The organism is Mesorhizobium sp. L2C066B000 (genome assembly GCF_000502335.1).
GTDB lineage: Bacteria > Pseudomonadota > Alphaproteobacteria > Rhizobiales > Rhizobiaceae > Mesorhizobium.
On sequence record NZ_AYWZ01000001.1, the window covers coordinates 1639395 to 1655132 of the forward strand.

General features: G+C 63.4%; 15 protein-coding genes. 11 read left to right on the top strand and 4 right to left on the bottom strand.

All coding sequences use genetic code 11. The features are described 5' to 3' along the window. Positions 1 to 38: 38 nt before the first annotated feature. The 4 genes from X733_RS158380 to erpA form a co-directional block, all read right to left on the bottom strand. Positions 39 to 293 carry a hypothetical protein gene (locus X733_RS158380; RefSeq protein WP_245274390.1) on the bottom strand — a complete coding sequence of 85 codons (255 nt, stop codon included), beginning with the start codon at positions 291 to 293 and terminating at the stop codon, positions 39 to 41. A 116-nt stretch (positions 294 to 409) separates the two neighbouring features. Then, on the bottom strand, positions 410 to 1204 hold the full coding sequence (gene xth, locus X733_RS158375; RefSeq protein ID WP_023688213.1) for an exodeoxyribonuclease III: 795 nt from the start codon (positions 1202 to 1204) through the stop codon (positions 410 to 412). A gap of 8 nt (positions 1205 to 1212) precedes the next feature. After that, positions 1213 to 1605 (bottom strand): VOC family protein, encoded by a 393-nt coding sequence (locus X733_RS158370; RefSeq protein ID WP_023681658.1) that lies wholly within the window; start codon positions 1603 to 1605, stop codon positions 1213 to 1215. Positions 1606 to 1609: 4 nt separating this feature from the next. Beyond that, complete coding sequence (gene erpA / locus X733_RS158365) at positions 1610 to 1957, bottom strand: iron-sulfur cluster insertion protein ErpA (protein WP_027050337.1); 348 nt, start codon at positions 1955 to 1957, stop codon at positions 1610 to 1612. A 76-nt stretch (positions 1958 to 2033) separates the two neighbouring features. Here erpA and X733_RS158360 point away from each other — a divergent pair, with 76 nt between their 5' ends. From X733_RS158360 to surE, 11 genes are all read left to right on the top strand, one after another. Then, entirely contained in the window at positions 2034 to 3248 is a 1215-nt protein-coding gene (locus X733_RS158360) for a deoxyguanosinetriphosphate triphosphohydrolase (RefSeq protein ID WP_023716245.1), read from the top strand. Between the two features lie 62 nt (positions 3249 to 3310). Next, positions 3311 to 5074, top strand: coding sequence for an arginine--tRNA ligase (argS, locus tag X733_RS158355; protein WP_023739016.1), 1764 nt, complete (start codon positions 3311 to 3313; stop codon positions 5072 to 5074). A 103-nt stretch (positions 5075 to 5177) separates the two neighbouring features. Further along, a complete protein-coding gene (locus X733_RS158350) occupies positions 5178 to 8561 on the top strand; it encodes an SPOR domain-containing protein (protein ID WP_023818116.1) in 3384 nt (1127 codons plus the stop codon). Between the two features lie 133 nt (positions 8562 to 8694). Then, positions 8695 to 9714, top strand: coding sequence for a beta-N-acetylhexosaminidase (gene nagZ, locus X733_RS158345; protein ID WP_023818117.1), 1020 nt, complete (start codon positions 8695 to 8697; stop codon positions 9712 to 9714). 174 nt (positions 9715 to 9888) lie between these two features. Continuing rightward, the gene (locus X733_RS158340) at positions 9889 to 10689 is read left to right on the top strand and encodes a ScpA family protein (RefSeq protein WP_023751550.1); all 801 of its coding nucleotides are present in this window, start codon (positions 9889 to 9891) and stop codon (positions 10687 to 10689) included. Continuing rightward, the gene (gene scpB, locus X733_RS158335) at positions 10686 to 11453 is read left to right on the top strand and encodes an SMC-Scp complex subunit ScpB (protein WP_023735290.1); all 768 of its coding nucleotides are present in this window, start codon (positions 10686 to 10688) and stop codon (positions 11451 to 11453) included. Before X733_RS158340 ends, scpB begins: the two co-directional genes overlap by 4 nt. A 180-nt stretch (positions 11454 to 11633) precedes the next feature. Beyond that, positions 11634 to 11855: a twin-arginine translocase TatA/TatE family subunit gene (locus tag X733_RS158330; protein WP_023681650.1), complete on the top strand. Its 222-nt coding sequence runs from the start codon at positions 11634 to 11636 to the stop codon at positions 11853 to 11855. Positions 11856 to 11941: 86 nt separating this feature from the next. Then, complete coding sequence (tatB, locus tag X733_RS158325; RefSeq protein ID WP_023691107.1) at positions 11942 to 12682, top strand: Sec-independent protein translocase protein TatB; 741 nt, start codon at positions 11942 to 11944, stop codon at positions 12680 to 12682. Next, positions 12679 to 13554: a twin-arginine translocase subunit TatC gene (gene tatC / locus X733_RS158320; RefSeq protein WP_023667686.1), complete on the top strand. Its 876-nt coding sequence runs from the start codon at positions 12679 to 12681 to the stop codon at positions 13552 to 13554. The genes tatB and tatC overlap by 4 nt, the downstream gene beginning before the upstream one ends. A gap of 109 nt (positions 13555 to 13663) precedes the next feature. Beyond that, positions 13664 to 14968: a serine--tRNA ligase gene (gene serS / locus X733_RS158315; RefSeq protein ID WP_023667685.1), complete on the top strand. Its 1305-nt coding sequence runs from the start codon at positions 13664 to 13666 to the stop codon at positions 14966 to 14968. Continuing rightward, the gene (gene surE / locus X733_RS158310) at positions 14968 to 15729 is read left to right on the top strand and encodes a 5'/3'-nucleotidase SurE (protein WP_023681648.1); all 762 of its coding nucleotides are present in this window, start codon (positions 14968 to 14970) and stop codon (positions 15727 to 15729) included. The genes serS and surE overlap by 1 nt, the downstream gene beginning before the upstream one ends. Positions 15730 to 15738: the final 9 nt, after the last annotated feature.

Consider the following 15738-nt stretch of genomic DNA (forward strand, 5'->3'; position numbering starts at 1 on the left):
CAATCTCCCCCTCAAGGGGGAAGATTAGCTCACATCCATCAGTTCTCGGTGAGTTCCGCCGGCACCGCTCTGTACACCGGCATCGAGATCGGCGTGACGTGAAGATGCGGCTTAATCGTGCTGTCGGGACAGGTATCGCCGATCTTGGTCCATGAGGTGTTGTTGAGCACCAGGTCGCAGCGGGCCATATGGCTCTTGTCTGAAACCGTCAGGCAGGTGACCTGGCCGACCTGGTAGGACTTGCCATTGGCCAGGCACTGCTGGTCGGCAAGTGCCGCTGCAGGGGAGGCCATGGCAAATGCCAGGCCGATCGGGCAAAGGAGGAATCGTAGTGCCATGGAACCCCAGCCGCCATGCTGATCTCTGACTGAATGGCGCGATTGTGGCGATATCAGGGTTTCGGCTGATATCAGGCCGGCAGCAGCGCCAGATCGATCGCCACCGGCACGTGGTCGGAAGGTTTTTCCCAGGCGCGCACATGCTTTTCGATCGAGGCCGAGGAAAAGCGGTTGGCCGCTTCGGGCGACAGCAGCAGATGGTCGATGCGGATGCCGTTGTTCTTCTGCCAGGCGCCGGCCTGGTAGTCCCAGAAGGTGTAGACGTCGGCCGCATCGGTGACGGCGCGCACCGCCTCTGTAAAGCCGAGATTCTTCAGCCGCCGGAAGGCCTGCCGGGTCTGCGGCTGGAACAGCGCATCGCCAAGCCAGTTCTCGGGGAAGCGCGCATCGACCGGCTCGGGGATGACATTGTAGTCGCCGGCCAGCACCAGCGCCTCCTCCAGAAGCAGCCGCTGCTCGGCCCAGCGATGCAGCCGTTCCATCCAGGCCAGCTTGTAGGGAAACTTCTTCTCGTCATCGACCGGGTTGCCGTTGGGCAGATAGAGCGAGGCGACGCGCAGCGCGCCCTGGTCGGTCGAGAACACGCCCTCGATGAAGCGCGCCTGCTCATCAGTCTCGTCGCCTGGCAGGCCTCTGATAACCTCGTCGAACGGAAGTTTCGACAGCAGGGCGACGCCGTTAAAGCCCTTCTGGCCATGGGTTTCTACGTTGTAGCCAAGCGCCTCGATCTCGGCGCGCGGGAACTGCTCGTCGACCGATTTGATCTCCTGCAGGCAGACGATGTCGGGCTGGCTTTCGCTCAGCCAGTGGGTGAGGTTGCCGATGCGGGCGCGAATGCCGTTTATGTTCCAGGTGACGATTTTCATGGGCGGCCTCAGGGATGTTCGGGCGAAAGACGTTCGACAAGCCCGATCGTATTGCCTGCCGGGTCCTTTAGAAACGCCATCCACTCGCTTTCCCCCGCCGTTCCGAACGTGCCTTCGGTGTCGTTGTGGACGAGCGCCGGCGGTGCGGTGAAGGGAACGCCGGACGCTTTCGCCTCGGCGTGGAAGGCTTCGAGCCCGGCTATATCGAGATAGACGGTGCCGGCCGGAACGCCATCGGTGAATAGCAACCTGATATCACCGGCCATGATGAAGGCGATGCCCGGCGGATCGTAGCGGGCATGAACGCTGAGGCCGAGCACATCGTGCCAGAAGGCCAGCGTGACGTCGAGGTCGCGCCCGGCCGACAGTGCGACCTGACGGACCGCGCCGACGCCGGACATCTGCCTAGATGGAGAAACTGGTGCCGCAGCCGCAGGAGGCGACTGCATTGGGGTTGCGGATCTGGAACGACTGGCCCATCAGATCGTCGACGAAGTCGATCACCGAGCCGCCCATATAGACCAGCGACAAATCGTCGATCAGCACGGTGGCGCCGTCCTTTTCGATGGCGACGTCGTCGTCATTGCGCGTATCGACCAGGTCGAACTTGTAGGAAAAGCCGGAGCAGCCGCCGCCCTCTACTGAGACGCGCAGCGCCGTCTTGCCGGCCTCGCCAGAGACGATTTTCGCGATCCGCCTGGCGGCGGACTCGGTCATCTCGACTTTCATGGCAGTCTTGGCATCAGCGCCCATGGGCGTCACCTTGCTTTCGGTTTCACATGATAGGTATGAAGCGGGAAGGGGCAAGTCAACTGCGGCGGCATCAGCCATGACAAATGAGCTTGGCGACATTGGGTTCGGCTATCGGCCGCGCGCGGCCTATGCCAGCGACCCAGCCAGGTCGCGCGGGCGGCTCTATGACGAGGTCGAGAGCCCGACTCGCACGCCATTCCAGCGCGACCGCGACCGCATCATCCATTCCACCGCCTTCCGCCGCCTGAAGCACAAGACGCAGGTGTTCGTCGCCCATGAAGGCGACCACTATCGCACCCGGCTGACGCATTCGATCGAGGTCGCGCAGATTGCGCGGGCTCTGGCGCGAGCGCTGCGCGGCGACGAGGATCTGGCCGAGGCGGTCGCCTTGGTGCACGATTTCGGTCACACGCCGTTCGGCCATACCGGCGAGGACGCGCTGAACGAGCGGATGGCCCAATGGGGCGGCTTCGACCACAATGCGCAGTCGCTGCGCGTGGTGACGCGGCTGGAGCGGCGCTATGCCGAGTTCGACGGGCTAAACCTGACCTGGGAAACGCTGGAAGGGCTGGTCAAGCACAATGGGCCGCTGACAGATGCCAAGGGAAAAGGGCTCAAAGGCCCGGTGCCGCAGGCGATCCGCGACTATTCCGAGCTGCACGACCTCGAACTCGACCATTTCGCCGGCATCGAGGCGCAATGTGCTGCGATCGCCGACGATATCGCCTACAACACCCATGACATCGACGACGGCCTGCGCTCCGGCTTCCTGACCTTGGACATGCTGGAAACGGTGGCGCTGCCGGGATCGATCCTGGCAAGCGTGCGCGCGCGCTATCCGGGCCTGGACGATGTGCGCACCGGCCATGAGCTGATGCGCCGGCAGATCACGATGATGGTCGAGGATGTCATTGTTTCCACCACCGCCAATCTTGAGCGCATCAAGCCTGACAGCGCCGAAGCGGTGCGGGCGGCGGGCGAAACGATGGTGACCTTTTCCGCTGACGTGGCGGCGACCGAGAAGGAATTGAAGACCTTTCTCTACAAGCATCTCTACCGGCATGACGAGGTGATGCGCGTTCGCACTGAGGCCGAGCAGATCGTGCGCGACCTGTTCGATGTCTATTTCGCCGATCCGCGCGCCATGCCGGACGGCTGGCGGGAGGGGCTCGACCGGGCGGAGGACCGCATCAAGGCGCGCAGCGTCGCCGATTTCCTGGCGGGGATGACGGATACCTACGCCTTGAAGGAACACCGCCGTCTGTTTGACCATACGCCCGATTTAAGCTAGGGCGGGCGCGATTTGCCGGCCAATGAGCCGGTTCCCCTGAACAGTCCGCCAGAGCAAGACCCATGAACATCTTCGCCGATTTCAGCGCGCGAATCACAAAAGCCGTCGAAGCGCTTGATTTGAAAGACAGTAATGGCGTTTCGCCCGACCTGTCGCGCATCGCCGTCGAGCCGCCGCGCGACGCCAGCCATGGCGATCTCGCCACCAATGCGGCGATGGTACTGGCCAAGCCCACCGGGCAGAACCCGCGCGCGCTGGCCGAGCGGCTGGTGGAAGTGCTGCGCAGCGACGCCGATGTTGCCGAAGCCGACGTCGCCGGTCCCGGCTTCGTCAATCTCCGGCTCAAGGACGCTTTCTGGCAGGCACATCTGACTGCGCTGCTGGGCGAGGGGCAAAACTACGGCCGCTCGACCATTGGTGGCGGCAAGAAGACCAATGTCGAATATGTCTCGGCCAATCCGACCGGGCCGATGCATGTCGGCCATTGCCGGGGCGCGGTTGTCGGCGACACGCTTGCAAATCTGATGGCCTTCGCCGGCTATGACGTCACCAAGGAATACATCATCAACGACGCCGGCGCGCAGATCGACGTGCTCGGGCGTTCGGCCTTCCTGCGCTACCGCGAAGCGCTGGGCGACGACATTGGCGAGATACCGGCCGGTCTCTATCCCGGCGATTACCTTGTGCCGGTCGGTCAGGCGCTGGCTGCCGAATTTGGCCGCAAGCTCTTGCAGATGCCCGACGATGAGTCGCTGGTAATCGTCAAGGACCGCACGATCGACGCCATGATGGTGATGATCCGCGAGGATCTGGCGTTGCTCAATGTCCATCACGACGTTTTCTTCTCCGAGCGCACGCTGCATGCCGACAATGCCAGGAGGATCCGCTCGGCGATCAACGATCTGACGCTGAAGGGCCATATCTACAAGGGCAAGCTGCCGCCGCCCAAGGGCGAGAAGCCGGACGACTGGGAAGACCGCGAGCAGACGCTGTTCCGCTCGACGGCGGTCGGCGACGACATGGACCGGGCGCTGGTCAAGTCCGACGGCTCGTTCACCTATTTCGCCGCCGACGTCGCCTATCTCAAGGACAAGGTCGACCGCGGTTTCGTCGGCCTGATCTATGTGCTGGGCGCCGACCATGGCGGCTACGTCAAGCGGCTGGAAGCGCTGGCGCGGGCGATTGCAGGCGATGATCTGAAGCTGCAACTCACGGTGCTGCTGTGCAATCTGGTGAAGCTGTTTCGCGATGGCGAACCGGTTCGGATGTCGAAGCGGTCGGGCGACTTCGTGACCTTGCGCGAAGCGGTGGAGGAGGTGGGCCGCGATGCTATCCGCTTCATGATGCTCTACCGCAAGAGCGACGCGCCGCTCGACTTCGATTTCGCCAAGGTCACCGAACAGTCCAAGGACAATCCCGTGTTCTACGTGCAGTACGCTTCGGCGCGCTGTCATTCGGTGTTCCGGCAGGCGAGCGAGCAACTGGGCGAGGCCAATTTCGACCGCAACAGCCTGGCCGCGGCCTCGGCGTCGCTCACCGACGAGGGCGAGATCGGCCTGATCCGGAAGCTGGCTGAATATCCAAGGCTGATCGAATCCGCGGCCCTTGCGCTGGAGCCGCACCGGCTGGCATTCTACCTCTACGATCTGGCTTCCACCTTCCATGGACACTGGAATCGGGGCACCGAGAATCCCGACTTACGTTTTGTTAAGGTTAACGACCGACAATTGACTCATGCCAGACTAGGGCTGGTGCAGGCTGTTTCGGATGTTTTGACTTCCGGCCTGACGCTGATTGGGGCTGATGCGCCCACTGAGATGCGTTAGGTTTAACTAAAACACCTGTCACCATTTGCCCACATTGCGCTGGTAAGGGCCAACCCTACGCGACGTCCATGGCGTCCGAATGAGTGCGAGTTCGGGAACAATAATGGCAGACAGAACCCAGCTGAGAGTAGCCGACAACAACGACATCGCCGAAGATGATCCGTTCGCTGAACTGACCAGGATCATGGGTTTCGATCCGCGCCAGCCGGTCAAGCCGCAGGCGCCAGCCGTCGAGACGGCTGCGGACGAGGGCGATTTCGACATCGACCTCGAGAAGGAGTTGATGGGCGAATTCGGCGATGAAGTCGGTTCCATGGAGGCCAGCCAGCCAGCTCCCGAGGTTCACCAGCCTGCCGCTGAACCCTACGACTCTGCTGCCGAGATTCGCGAGCCGGCTTTCGAAACCACCGATGCCGCGATGGACGATGCGCTGGCTGCTTCGCTGGAATATGATTTCGTCTTCGACGATGCCGCCGATCTGGATTTCGGCGCTGCCCCGCAGGCTGCGGCTGCTCCCGTTGAACCCTCGTTTGCCGAACCTTCGTTTGTCGAGCCCGCATTCGACGAAGCTGCATTCGACGATGATTTCGACAATGCCGTCGCCAGCTCGCTGGAAAACGTATCGCCGCTCGAAGACGACCTGCCGATGGATCACGACCTTGCCGCTTCGCTCGAGCAGGGGTTGCTGCTCGATGACGGCGCGACCGTCGCCCATGCCGCAGATGTCGCGCAGGTTGCTGCTGCGCCTGCCGACGATCTCGCGTTCGACGATGATTTCGACAATGCCGTCTCGATGTCGCTGGAAGACGAGCTGACGCTGGACGGTCCTGCGCCGGCGCAGGACCAGTATGCCGCGCCAGTAGCCGAGGCGCCGGTCGTCGGCGCCGCCGACCACGCTGTTGCCGACGAGGATTTTGCGGTTCATTTCGATGACGCGATGGCCGATGTCGACATGGACTTTGCAGCCGAGCATTTCGAGCCTCAGGCTTTCGAGGCTCAGCCTGTTGAGGCCGAGGATCCGGAAGAGCGCGATCTGGATGTCAGCGATCTGCAGGTCAGCGCGCCGGTTGAGATGGATGCGCCGGAAGTGGACGAGACGCCGGCCTGGACCGTGGAGGCCAGCCCCTCTCATGAGACTGCGCACGAAGCATTCGACGATTTCGATCTGAGCATCGATGATGCGCTTGCCGATCACGAGCCGGTGGCCGAGACCGCACCCGCTCCGGTTCAGCCAACTCCGGTCGCACCAGCCTATGTGGCGCCTACCAATATGGCGACCCCGGCCGCTCCGGTCGCTGACGAACGGACGTTGGAAGATGAACTCAACGCGCTGCTTGGCGCCATGACCACACCACGCCCGGCGCCAGTCGCCCCGATTCCGGTGGTCACCGAGCCCACCAGGGCTGCCGCCATCGAGCCCACCAGGACTTATGAGCCGGTTGCCCCGGTGCAGCGGTCCGTCGCGACGCCGGTCGCTCCGGTCGATAATCTCGACTGGGACCTAGACGAACACGCGCCTGCTCCTCAGGAGGCCCAGGCGGACGATGCCGATTTCGACGATCTGCTTGCCGGCGAACTTGAAGGCCATGTGCCCGAGATCGAGTTCGATGATCACGCCTTCGACGCGGCGCTGGCCAAGGGCATCGATCTCGGTCATGACGATACGGCAGCACCGGTCGCTGGCGATTGGCGCTCGACGCCGCCGGAGCCGGCGCGTTCGTGGAGCCGCGTGACTCCCACCCCGGCCCAGCCTTCCTTTGCAGCGCAGCCGCAACCTTCTTTTGCAGCGCAGCCGCAAGCTTCTTTTGCAGAAAAGCCGTCCATGCCGCCGGCGGCAGCGCCAAGCTATCGCGACCAGCCGGTTGCCGCTGCTGCCTATGTGGCGCCGACGCCATCGCGCCAGGCGCCGCCTCAGGCCTATGACGAGATGCCGGATGTTGAGACGGTCGATGTGCCGGAGCGTGTGGTGGCGATTGCCGACGACCTCGACATTCCAGAACTCAGCTTCGAGCAAGACGAGCCGGCCGCCTATGACGACATCGACGCCGAATTCGCCGGCATGCTCAACGACATGAACGCGGTGGAAGTGGCGCCGCCCACTGCCGCACGCAGTGCCGGCTATGATGACGATTCCTACAGTTCCGGCTTCAGTTCGGGCCACGAGCTCGACCGGCGCGCCTATGCGGCGCGGCCAGCCGAAGTGCTTGCAGCCACGCAAGCTCACCACGCCGATGCCGCCGGCGGCTTCGACATGGACGATCTGCCCGGCAGCCAGCCGGTTTCGCAGGCCGACGATTTCGCGGTCGACGAACTCGACTACGATCCGGATCTGGACGAGGCAATGGCGGTGCCGGGCCTCGCCGAGCAGGAAGCCGCACGGCCGCGCAGGAGCGGCCTGCTGGTCGCGGGGGTCGTTGCTGCGGTTGCGATTGCCGGCGGCCTTGGCGCCCTCGCCTTGTCCTTCGGCGGCAAGGGCGGCAGCGATGCGCCGGTCATTGTCAAGGCCGACAACAGGCCGATCAAGGTCAAGCCCGAAAATCCGGGCGGCGCCGTGGTGCCGAACCAGGACAACAAGGTTTATGATGCGGTCGCCAAGGGCACCAAGCCGGCCGAGCCGGTTCAGGAGAAGCTGGTCACCAACACCGAAGAGCCGGTCGATGTGAAGGCGCAGGAGCCTGAAAGCCGCGTCGTCGATCTGTCGCCCGACGATACCGACGCTGCCCCAGGCCCCGACGCTGCCGGCAACCCCGAAGCTGCCGTCAACCCCGACGCGGCTGTCGCGCCGGCGCCAAAGTCCGAGGACCGCATCGCTCAGGTGCTGCAGGAAGCCGACAAGAACCCCGATACGGTCGCCGTTGCCCCGCGCAAGGTGCGGACCATGGTGGTCAAGCCCGACGGCTCGTTGGTGGCCCGCGAGGACTCGACGCCGGCCGCGCCACAGGTTGCGGCGACTGAGCCGCTTGACCCGGCGCCGCAGCACGTCGCCCCTTCGGCCGATGCCGAGCAGACCGGCACCGTGGCGCCTGCCGATCAGGCAAATAGCGACCAGGCAAGTGCCGAGACCGCCAAGCCGGTCAAGCCGGTGAAGCCGGCGGCCACGCCGAAGGCTGAGACCCAGTCCGCCAACACGCCGCAGACGGTTGCCGTAGCGCCGCAGCGCCCGTCCGACCAGCCGGTCGACGTGGTCGGCGAGGTCAAGCCCGACCAGGTTGCCTCCATCCCGGCGACGGCTTCGACATCGGGCGGTTCGTGGTCGATGCAGATCGCTTCGCAGCCGACGGTCGAAAGCGCCCAGGCCAACTACGCCGACCTGCAGCGCCGCTATGGAAATGTGCTCGCCGGTCGCACCGCCAACATCGTCAAGGCGGAGATCGCCGGCAAGGGCACCTTCTACCGTGTCCGGGTGCCTGCGCAATCGCGCAACGATGCGATCAATCTGTGCACCAGCTACAAGGCTGCCGGCGGCAACTGCTTCGTGTCTCGGTAAGGCCGGATCCAATTATCAGAGCCGGTGCGTTCCCAAGGGTCGCGCCGGCTTTTTCATGTGGATGGGCGAGAGGTTGAGGCGCTTGCCGTCCGGGGAGATTCCCTTTGCCGGCGCGAAGCCCTAAACTGGTGGAATGACCGAATCAAAATCCATGATCCTCGGCTGTGCCGGGAAATCGCTGACCCGCGAAGAAATCCGTTTCTATCGCAATGAATGCCCGTGGGGCTTCATCCTGTTTGCGCGCAACATCGGCGAAACCGAGCAGATCCGCGATCTGGTCGCCGAAATGCGCGACTGTATCGGGCGCCCCGATGCGCTGGTGTTCATCGACCAGGAAGGTGGCCGGGTGCAGCGCCTGCGGCCGCCGCTGGCGCCGAACTATCCCGCCGGCGGCGCGCTCGGTGCATTGTGGCGCAAGGACCATGATGCCGGCACCCGCGCTGCCTGGCTGATGGCGCGGCTGCACGCCTTCGACCTGTTGCGCTTCGGTATCTCGGCCGATTGCCTGCCGGTGCTGGACGTGCCGATCAAGGGCGCCAGCGACGTCATCGGCGCGCGCGCCTATGGCAAGGAGCCGCGCCCGGTCATCGAACTTGGCCGCGCCGCCGCGGAAGGGCTGATGTCCGGCGGCGTGTTGCCGGTCATGAAGCATATTCCGGGCCATGGACGCGCCTTCGCCGACACGCATTTCCAGCTGCCTGTGGTCGACGCCTCGCTGAGCGACCTGCAGCGGCATGATTTCGCCCCTTTCCGCGAGCTTAGCCATCTGCCGATGGCGATGACGGCGCATGTCGTCTACAGCGCCATCGATCCGAACAACCCAGCGACCACCTCAGGCAAGGTCATCGACGAGATCATCCGCCGCGAGATCGGCTTCGACGGGCTGTTGATGAGCGACGACACCTCGATGAAGGCACTTTCTGGGGATTTCCCGACAAAGGCGGCCTCGATCCTTGCGGCGGGCTGCGATCTGGTCCTTCACTGCAATGGCGTTTTCGAGGAGATGGCAGGCATCGCATCGCGAACCACGGGACTTGAAGGGACGTCGCTGGAGCGCGCCAACCGGGCGCTGACCTATATAAGGGATCGCGACCGGGCCGACGAAACCGAGATACGCGCCGAGTTTGCCACCTATTTCGATGCGGTGGCCTAGAGACGGATGATTTCAGGTCTGTTCGACCTGAAATCTGAATCCGTCTCTAAATTAGATAGAGAGAGCATGATGTCGTCCGAAAACCGCTTCACACTTTTCGGCATCATGCTCTAACCAGAGGTAAAGGAACAAGTGGCGGAGACATTGGACAGCAAGGCTGCGAAGGCCGCACCGATGGACCGTCTGTGGGCCGAGAACGACGATTCACGGGTCACCGGCGACCCGTCGCTGGTCGTCGACGTCGCCGGGTTCGAAGGTCCGCTCGACCTCTTGCTGCATCTCGCCCGCAACCAAAAGGTCGATCTGTCGCGGATTTCCATCTTGGCGCTGGTCGAGCAATATCTGACCTTCGTCGAGACGGCGACGGCGCTGAGGCTTGAGCTTGCCGCCGACTACCTGGTGATGGCGGCGTGGCTGGCCTTCCTCAAGTCGAAGCTCCTCATCCCCAAGCAGCCCGGCGAGGAAGGCGAAAGCGGCGAGGAACTGGCCGCGGTGCTGCAGTTCCGGCTGAAGCGTCTGGAGGCCATGCGCGACGCCTCGGCAAGGCTGGTCAACCGCAACCGGCTCGGCCGCGACGTGTTTGCACGCGGCATGCCTGAGATGGTCATCGTCGAGAAGCGTAACGCCTATTCGGCCTCGCTCTACGATTTGCTCACCGCCTATGCGCAGCAGCGCCAGAAACAGGCGATCACCAATGTGACAATTGCCCGGCGTGGCGTGTGGTCGCTCAAGGATGCGCGCGATATCCTGACCCGGCTGATCGGCTCGCTGCGCGACTGGACGGCGCTGGACAGCTATCTGATCAATTACCTGACCAGCCCGGACGAACGGCGTACCGCGATTGCCAGCTCGTTTGCGGCGTCGCTGGAACTGGTGCGCGAAGGCAGCATCGAGATGCGACAGGACCAGGTGTTCGCGCCGCTCTATCTGCGCGGCCGCGCGCAACCAATCAAGGCAGTCGAGGTGGCATCATGAGCGAACGCGCCAACGCTTCGGTCATTCCGTTCAAGGTCGAAGAAGAGACCGAGGAGGGCATTATCGCCCAGGATCCGACTGATACCCTGCTTCTGAATCCTGGCGAACGGCTGCATATGGCCGAAGCCATACGCATGGCCGAGGCGATTGTGTTCGCCAGCGCCGAGCCGGTCAGCGAAAAGCAGCTCGCAGCCAGATTGCCCGACGGCATCAGCATAGCCGCTGCCATGGCTGAGCTGCAGCAGATCTATGCGCGGCGCGGCGTCAATCTGGTCCGGGTCGGCGATGCCTGGGCTTTCCGTACCGCCGGCGATCTCGCCTTCCTGATGAGCCGCGACACGGTGCAGCAGCGCAAGCTGTCGCGCGCGGCGCTCGAAGTGCTGGCGATCATCGCCTACCACCAGCCGGTGACGCGCGCCGAGATCGAGGACATCAGAGGCGTCGAGACCTCGAAGGGCACGCTGGATACGCTGCTCGAAACGGAATGGGTGCGCATGCGCGGCCGCCGCCGCACGCCCGGCCGTCCCGTCACCTACGGCACGACAGACACTTTCCTCGACCATTTCGCACTGGAGGATATCCGCGATCTTCCCGGCATGGACGAACTGAAGGGGGCAGGGCTGCTTTCCGGCCGAATGCCGTCGAATTTCGCCATCCCGTTGCCGCCGGCCGATCCGGACGCGCTGACCGAGGACGAGGATGCGTTGACCGACATCGATCTCGAGGAACTCGGCCTGCTGACGCCGCGCGTCACGGAAGATTGACCGCAAGCCGCTGTCAAAAAGCTGCATTGCTGCGGTAGATGCGCCGATTGGTAGCGGGCAGCTTTGCCGAAAATGCGTGACATAAGCCGCGCCTTCATAAACTTTGTCGCTGTTGTGTTTGAATCCCAACGCGAAAACGCATAGATCATCGCCAGGGAAAACATTCGAGAGAGAGTTACAATGGGTTCATTTTCGATTTGGCACTGGATGATCGTGCTGGTGATCGTGCTGCTGGTGTTCGGCCGCGGCAAGATACCCGAGCTGATGGGCGACATGGCCAAGGGCATCAAGAGCTTCAAGAAGGGCATGGCCGACGACGATACCGCCGAAGACAAGCGCACCGTCGAGCACCGCCCGGACGAGACCGTTTCGGCAGTGAAGGAAAAGGCCAGCAAGAGCTGAGCCGAAGGTTGTTGCTTTTGTGCAAGTCGTTGTCCCAAAACCGCTTCGCACTGTTGGGCGACAAGCACTAGTCGGAACTGATTGCCATGTTTGAAGTCGGCTGGACCGAAATGCTGGTGATCGCGATCGTCATGATCGTGGTCGTCGGACCCAAGGATTTGCCCAATATGCTGCGCACCTTCGGCCGCACGACGGCGAAGCTGCGTGCCATGGCCTCCGACTTCCAGAAGCAGTTCAACGAGGCGTTGAAGGAAGCCGAGCTCGACGACGTCAAGAAGTCTGTCGATACGCTGCGCGGCCTCAATCCGGCGGCCGAAATCCGCAAGCAGCTCAATCCGTTCGAACAGGCGGCAGCCGAGGTTCGCTCCGGCGTCGATGCGGTGATGAAGCCGAAGCCCGCCGTCGACCCCTCAACGCCCGCGGCAGAAACACCACAGCCGGCCGAGCCGCTCAAGAACGGCGCGACGGTGATGCCGGGTGTCAACGGACCGGAAACAGCGCCGGCGGCGCCGATCCTTCCGGCGATGACCGATCAGGCGGTGGTGACACCGGCTGCAGCAACAGCAGCGCCACGAAACGCGCGCGCCAAGGGGGCTGCGATATCAAAGGCCCCGGCAACCAAAACAGCGGCAGCCAAGGCAGCACCGGCAAAGCCGGCGCCTGCGGCGAAGGTTGCGGCCAAGCCGTCAGCGGCGCCCGCCAAGGCTGCACCTGGAAAAGCCGCCACCAAGCCCGCTGCTGCACCGAAGGCAGTCGCAAAGGCTGAGCCGAAGCCTGCGCCGGCCACGAAGCCCGCGTCCAAGAAGACGGCGGGGGCCGCCAAGTGAGCATTACGGACAGCGAAAAGGACGAGATCGAGAAGTCGTCGGCTCCGCTGATGGAGCATCTGATCGAACTGCGCCGGCGGCTGATCTGGTCGATCGGCGGTTTCTTCGTCGCCTTCCTCGTCTGCTTCTTCTTTGCCAAGAAGCTGTTCAATCTTTTGGTCGTTCCGTTCAAGTGGGCCACGCAGTGGGCCGGGCTCGATCCGCACAAGGTCGAGCTGATCTATACGGCGCCGCAGGAATTCTTCTTCACCCAGGTCAAGCTCGCCATGTTCGGCGGCATGGTCATCGCCTTTCCGCTGATCGCCACGCAGATCTACAAATTCATCGCGCCAGGCCTCTACAAGAACGAACGCAACGCCTTCCTGCCGTTCCTTATCGCATCGCCGATCCTGTTCCTGATGGGAGCGTCGCTGGTCTATTTCTTCTTCACACCGATGGTGATGTGGTTCTTCCTCGCCATGCAGCAGGCCGGCACCGACGACCAGGTGCAGATTTCGCTGCTGCCGAAAGTGTCGGAATATCTCAGCCTGATCATGACGCTGATCTTCTCCTTCGGCCTGGTGTTCCAGCTGCCGGTGGTGACCAGCCTGATGACGCGCGTCGGCATGCTGTCGTCGAAGGCGCTGGCCGAGAAGCGCAAATGGGCGATCGTCATCGCCTTCGTCGTCGCGGCGGTGCTGACGCCGCCTGATCCGATGAGCCAGATCGGTTTGGCCATCCCGACCATCCTGCTCTACGAGGTGTCGATCTGGGCGGCCCGGCTGATCGAGCGCGATCAGGTCAAGCAGAAGCTGGCGCGCGAGAAGCAGGAAGCCGCCGAAGCCGTGGCCGAAAAGGCGGCGGACGCGTCCTCAAAGCAGGCTCGTTCATAGGCTGTCGCGTTCGGGTATCCGCGTTAGCGGAAAAACGCGACAGCCGCCATCTTGCATCGATGAAGGATGCGGTTTACGCCCTCAGGCCTTAGCTCGAGGACGACCAACCATGCTTGATATCAAATGGATTCGCGACAACCCGAAGGCCCTTGTCGAGGCGCTGGCCAAGCGCTCGTGGTCGGCTGACGAGGCGCAGTCCACGGTCGATGAGCTGATCAAGAAGGACGAAGCGCGGCGCGAGCACGTCACCGAGCTGCAGACCAAGCAGGAACGCCGCAACGCCGCCTCGAAGGAGATCGGCAACGCCATGCGTTCGGGCGACACGGCACTTGCCGAAAAGCTCAAGGCCGAAGTCGGCGATATCAAGACCTTCATCCAGAATGGCGAGGCGCGCGAGCGCGAGCTCGACAAGACGCTGAACGATGCGCTGGCGGTGCTGCCGAATGTGCCGCTCGACGACGTGCCGGTCGGCAAGGACGAGCACGACAATGTCGTCAAGCATATCGTCGGCGAGGTGCCGACCCGGCCGAACTGGGTGAAGGAGCATTTCGAGATCGGCGAAGCGCTCGGCATGATGGATTTCGAGCGGGCGGCAAAGCTGTCGGGATCACGCTTCACCGTGCTGAAGAGCGGGCTGGCGCGGATGGAGCGCGCCATCGGCCAGTTCATGCTCGATCTGCACACGACCGAGCATGGCTATGAAGAAGTCATCCCGCCACTGATGGTGCGCGACGAAGTGCTTTTCGGGACCAACCAGCTGCCGAAATTCGAGGACGACCTGTTCTTCGTGCAGCATGGCGATGGCCGGCTCGGGTTGATTCCAACCGCCGAGGTCCCGCTCACCAACCTGGTGCGCGAAGAAATCACGGCCCATGAAAAGCTGCCGCTGCGCTATACGGCGCTGACGCCGTGCTTCCGCTCGGAAGCGGGCTCCGCCGGCCGCGACACGCGCGGCATGTTGCGCCAGCACCAGTTCTACAAGGTCGAGCTGGTCTCGGTCACCGACCAGGAGTCTTCGCTCGCCGAGCACGAGCGGATGACGCAGTGCGCGGAAGAGGTGCTGAAGCGACTGGAGCTGCCGTTCCGCACCATGGTCCTGTGCACGGGCGACATGGGGTTTGGCGCGCGCAAGACCTACGACATCGAGGTCTGGCTGCCCGGCCAGAACGCCTATCGCGAAATCTCGTCCTGCTCGGTCTGCGGCGACTTCCAGGCCAGGCGCATGGATGCCCGCTACAAGGACCGGGATGGCAAGGGCAACCGCTTTGTGCACACGCTGAACGGTTCGGGCACCGCTGTCGGCCGTGCGCTGATTGCCGTCATCGAAAACTACCAGAATGAGGATGGCAGCGTAACCATTCCTGAAGTGCTGCGGCCTTATATGGGCGGTCTGGCGAAGATCGAATCGAAGTAATGCGCATCCTTCTGACCAATGATGACGGCATCCATGCCGAGGGCCTGGCGTCGCTCGAACGCATCGCCCGCACGCTGTCGGACGATGTCTGGGTCGTGGCGCCGGAGCAGGACCAGTCCGGCTACGCGCACTCGCTGTCGATCTCGGAGCCGCTCCGGCTGCGCAAGATCGGCGAGAAACACTACGCCGTGCGCGGCACGCCGACCGACTGCGTCATCATGGGCGTCAAGAAGATCCTGCCTGGCGCGCCGGACCTGATCCTGTCCGGTGTCAATTCCGGCGCCAACATCGCCGACGACGTCACCTATTCCGGCACCGTCGCCGGCGCCATGGAAGGCGCGCTGCTCGGCATCCGCTCGATCGCACTCAGCCAGGGTTATTCCTATGTCGGCGAGGACCGCGTCGTTCCCTATGAGACCACTGAGGTGCTGGCGCCGGCGCTGCTGAAAAAGCTCGTCGCCATGCCGCTGCCGGACGGCGTGCTGCTCAACGTCAACTTTCCCAACTGCCTGCCTGACGAGGTCGCCGGCACCGTCGTGACGTCGCAAGGCAAGCTGGTGCACAGCCTGTGGGTCGACGAGCGCCGCGACGGGCGCGGCCTGCCTTATTACTGGCTGCGCTTCGGCCGCGAGCCGGTCGAGGGCAAGCAAGGCACCGATCTCCATGCTCTGCGCAACCGGCTCGTGTCGGTGACGCCGCTGCAGCTCGACCTGACCGCGCATGAAATCCGTGACCAACTGACCAAGGCGCTGTCTGAATAAGGTGTTCGC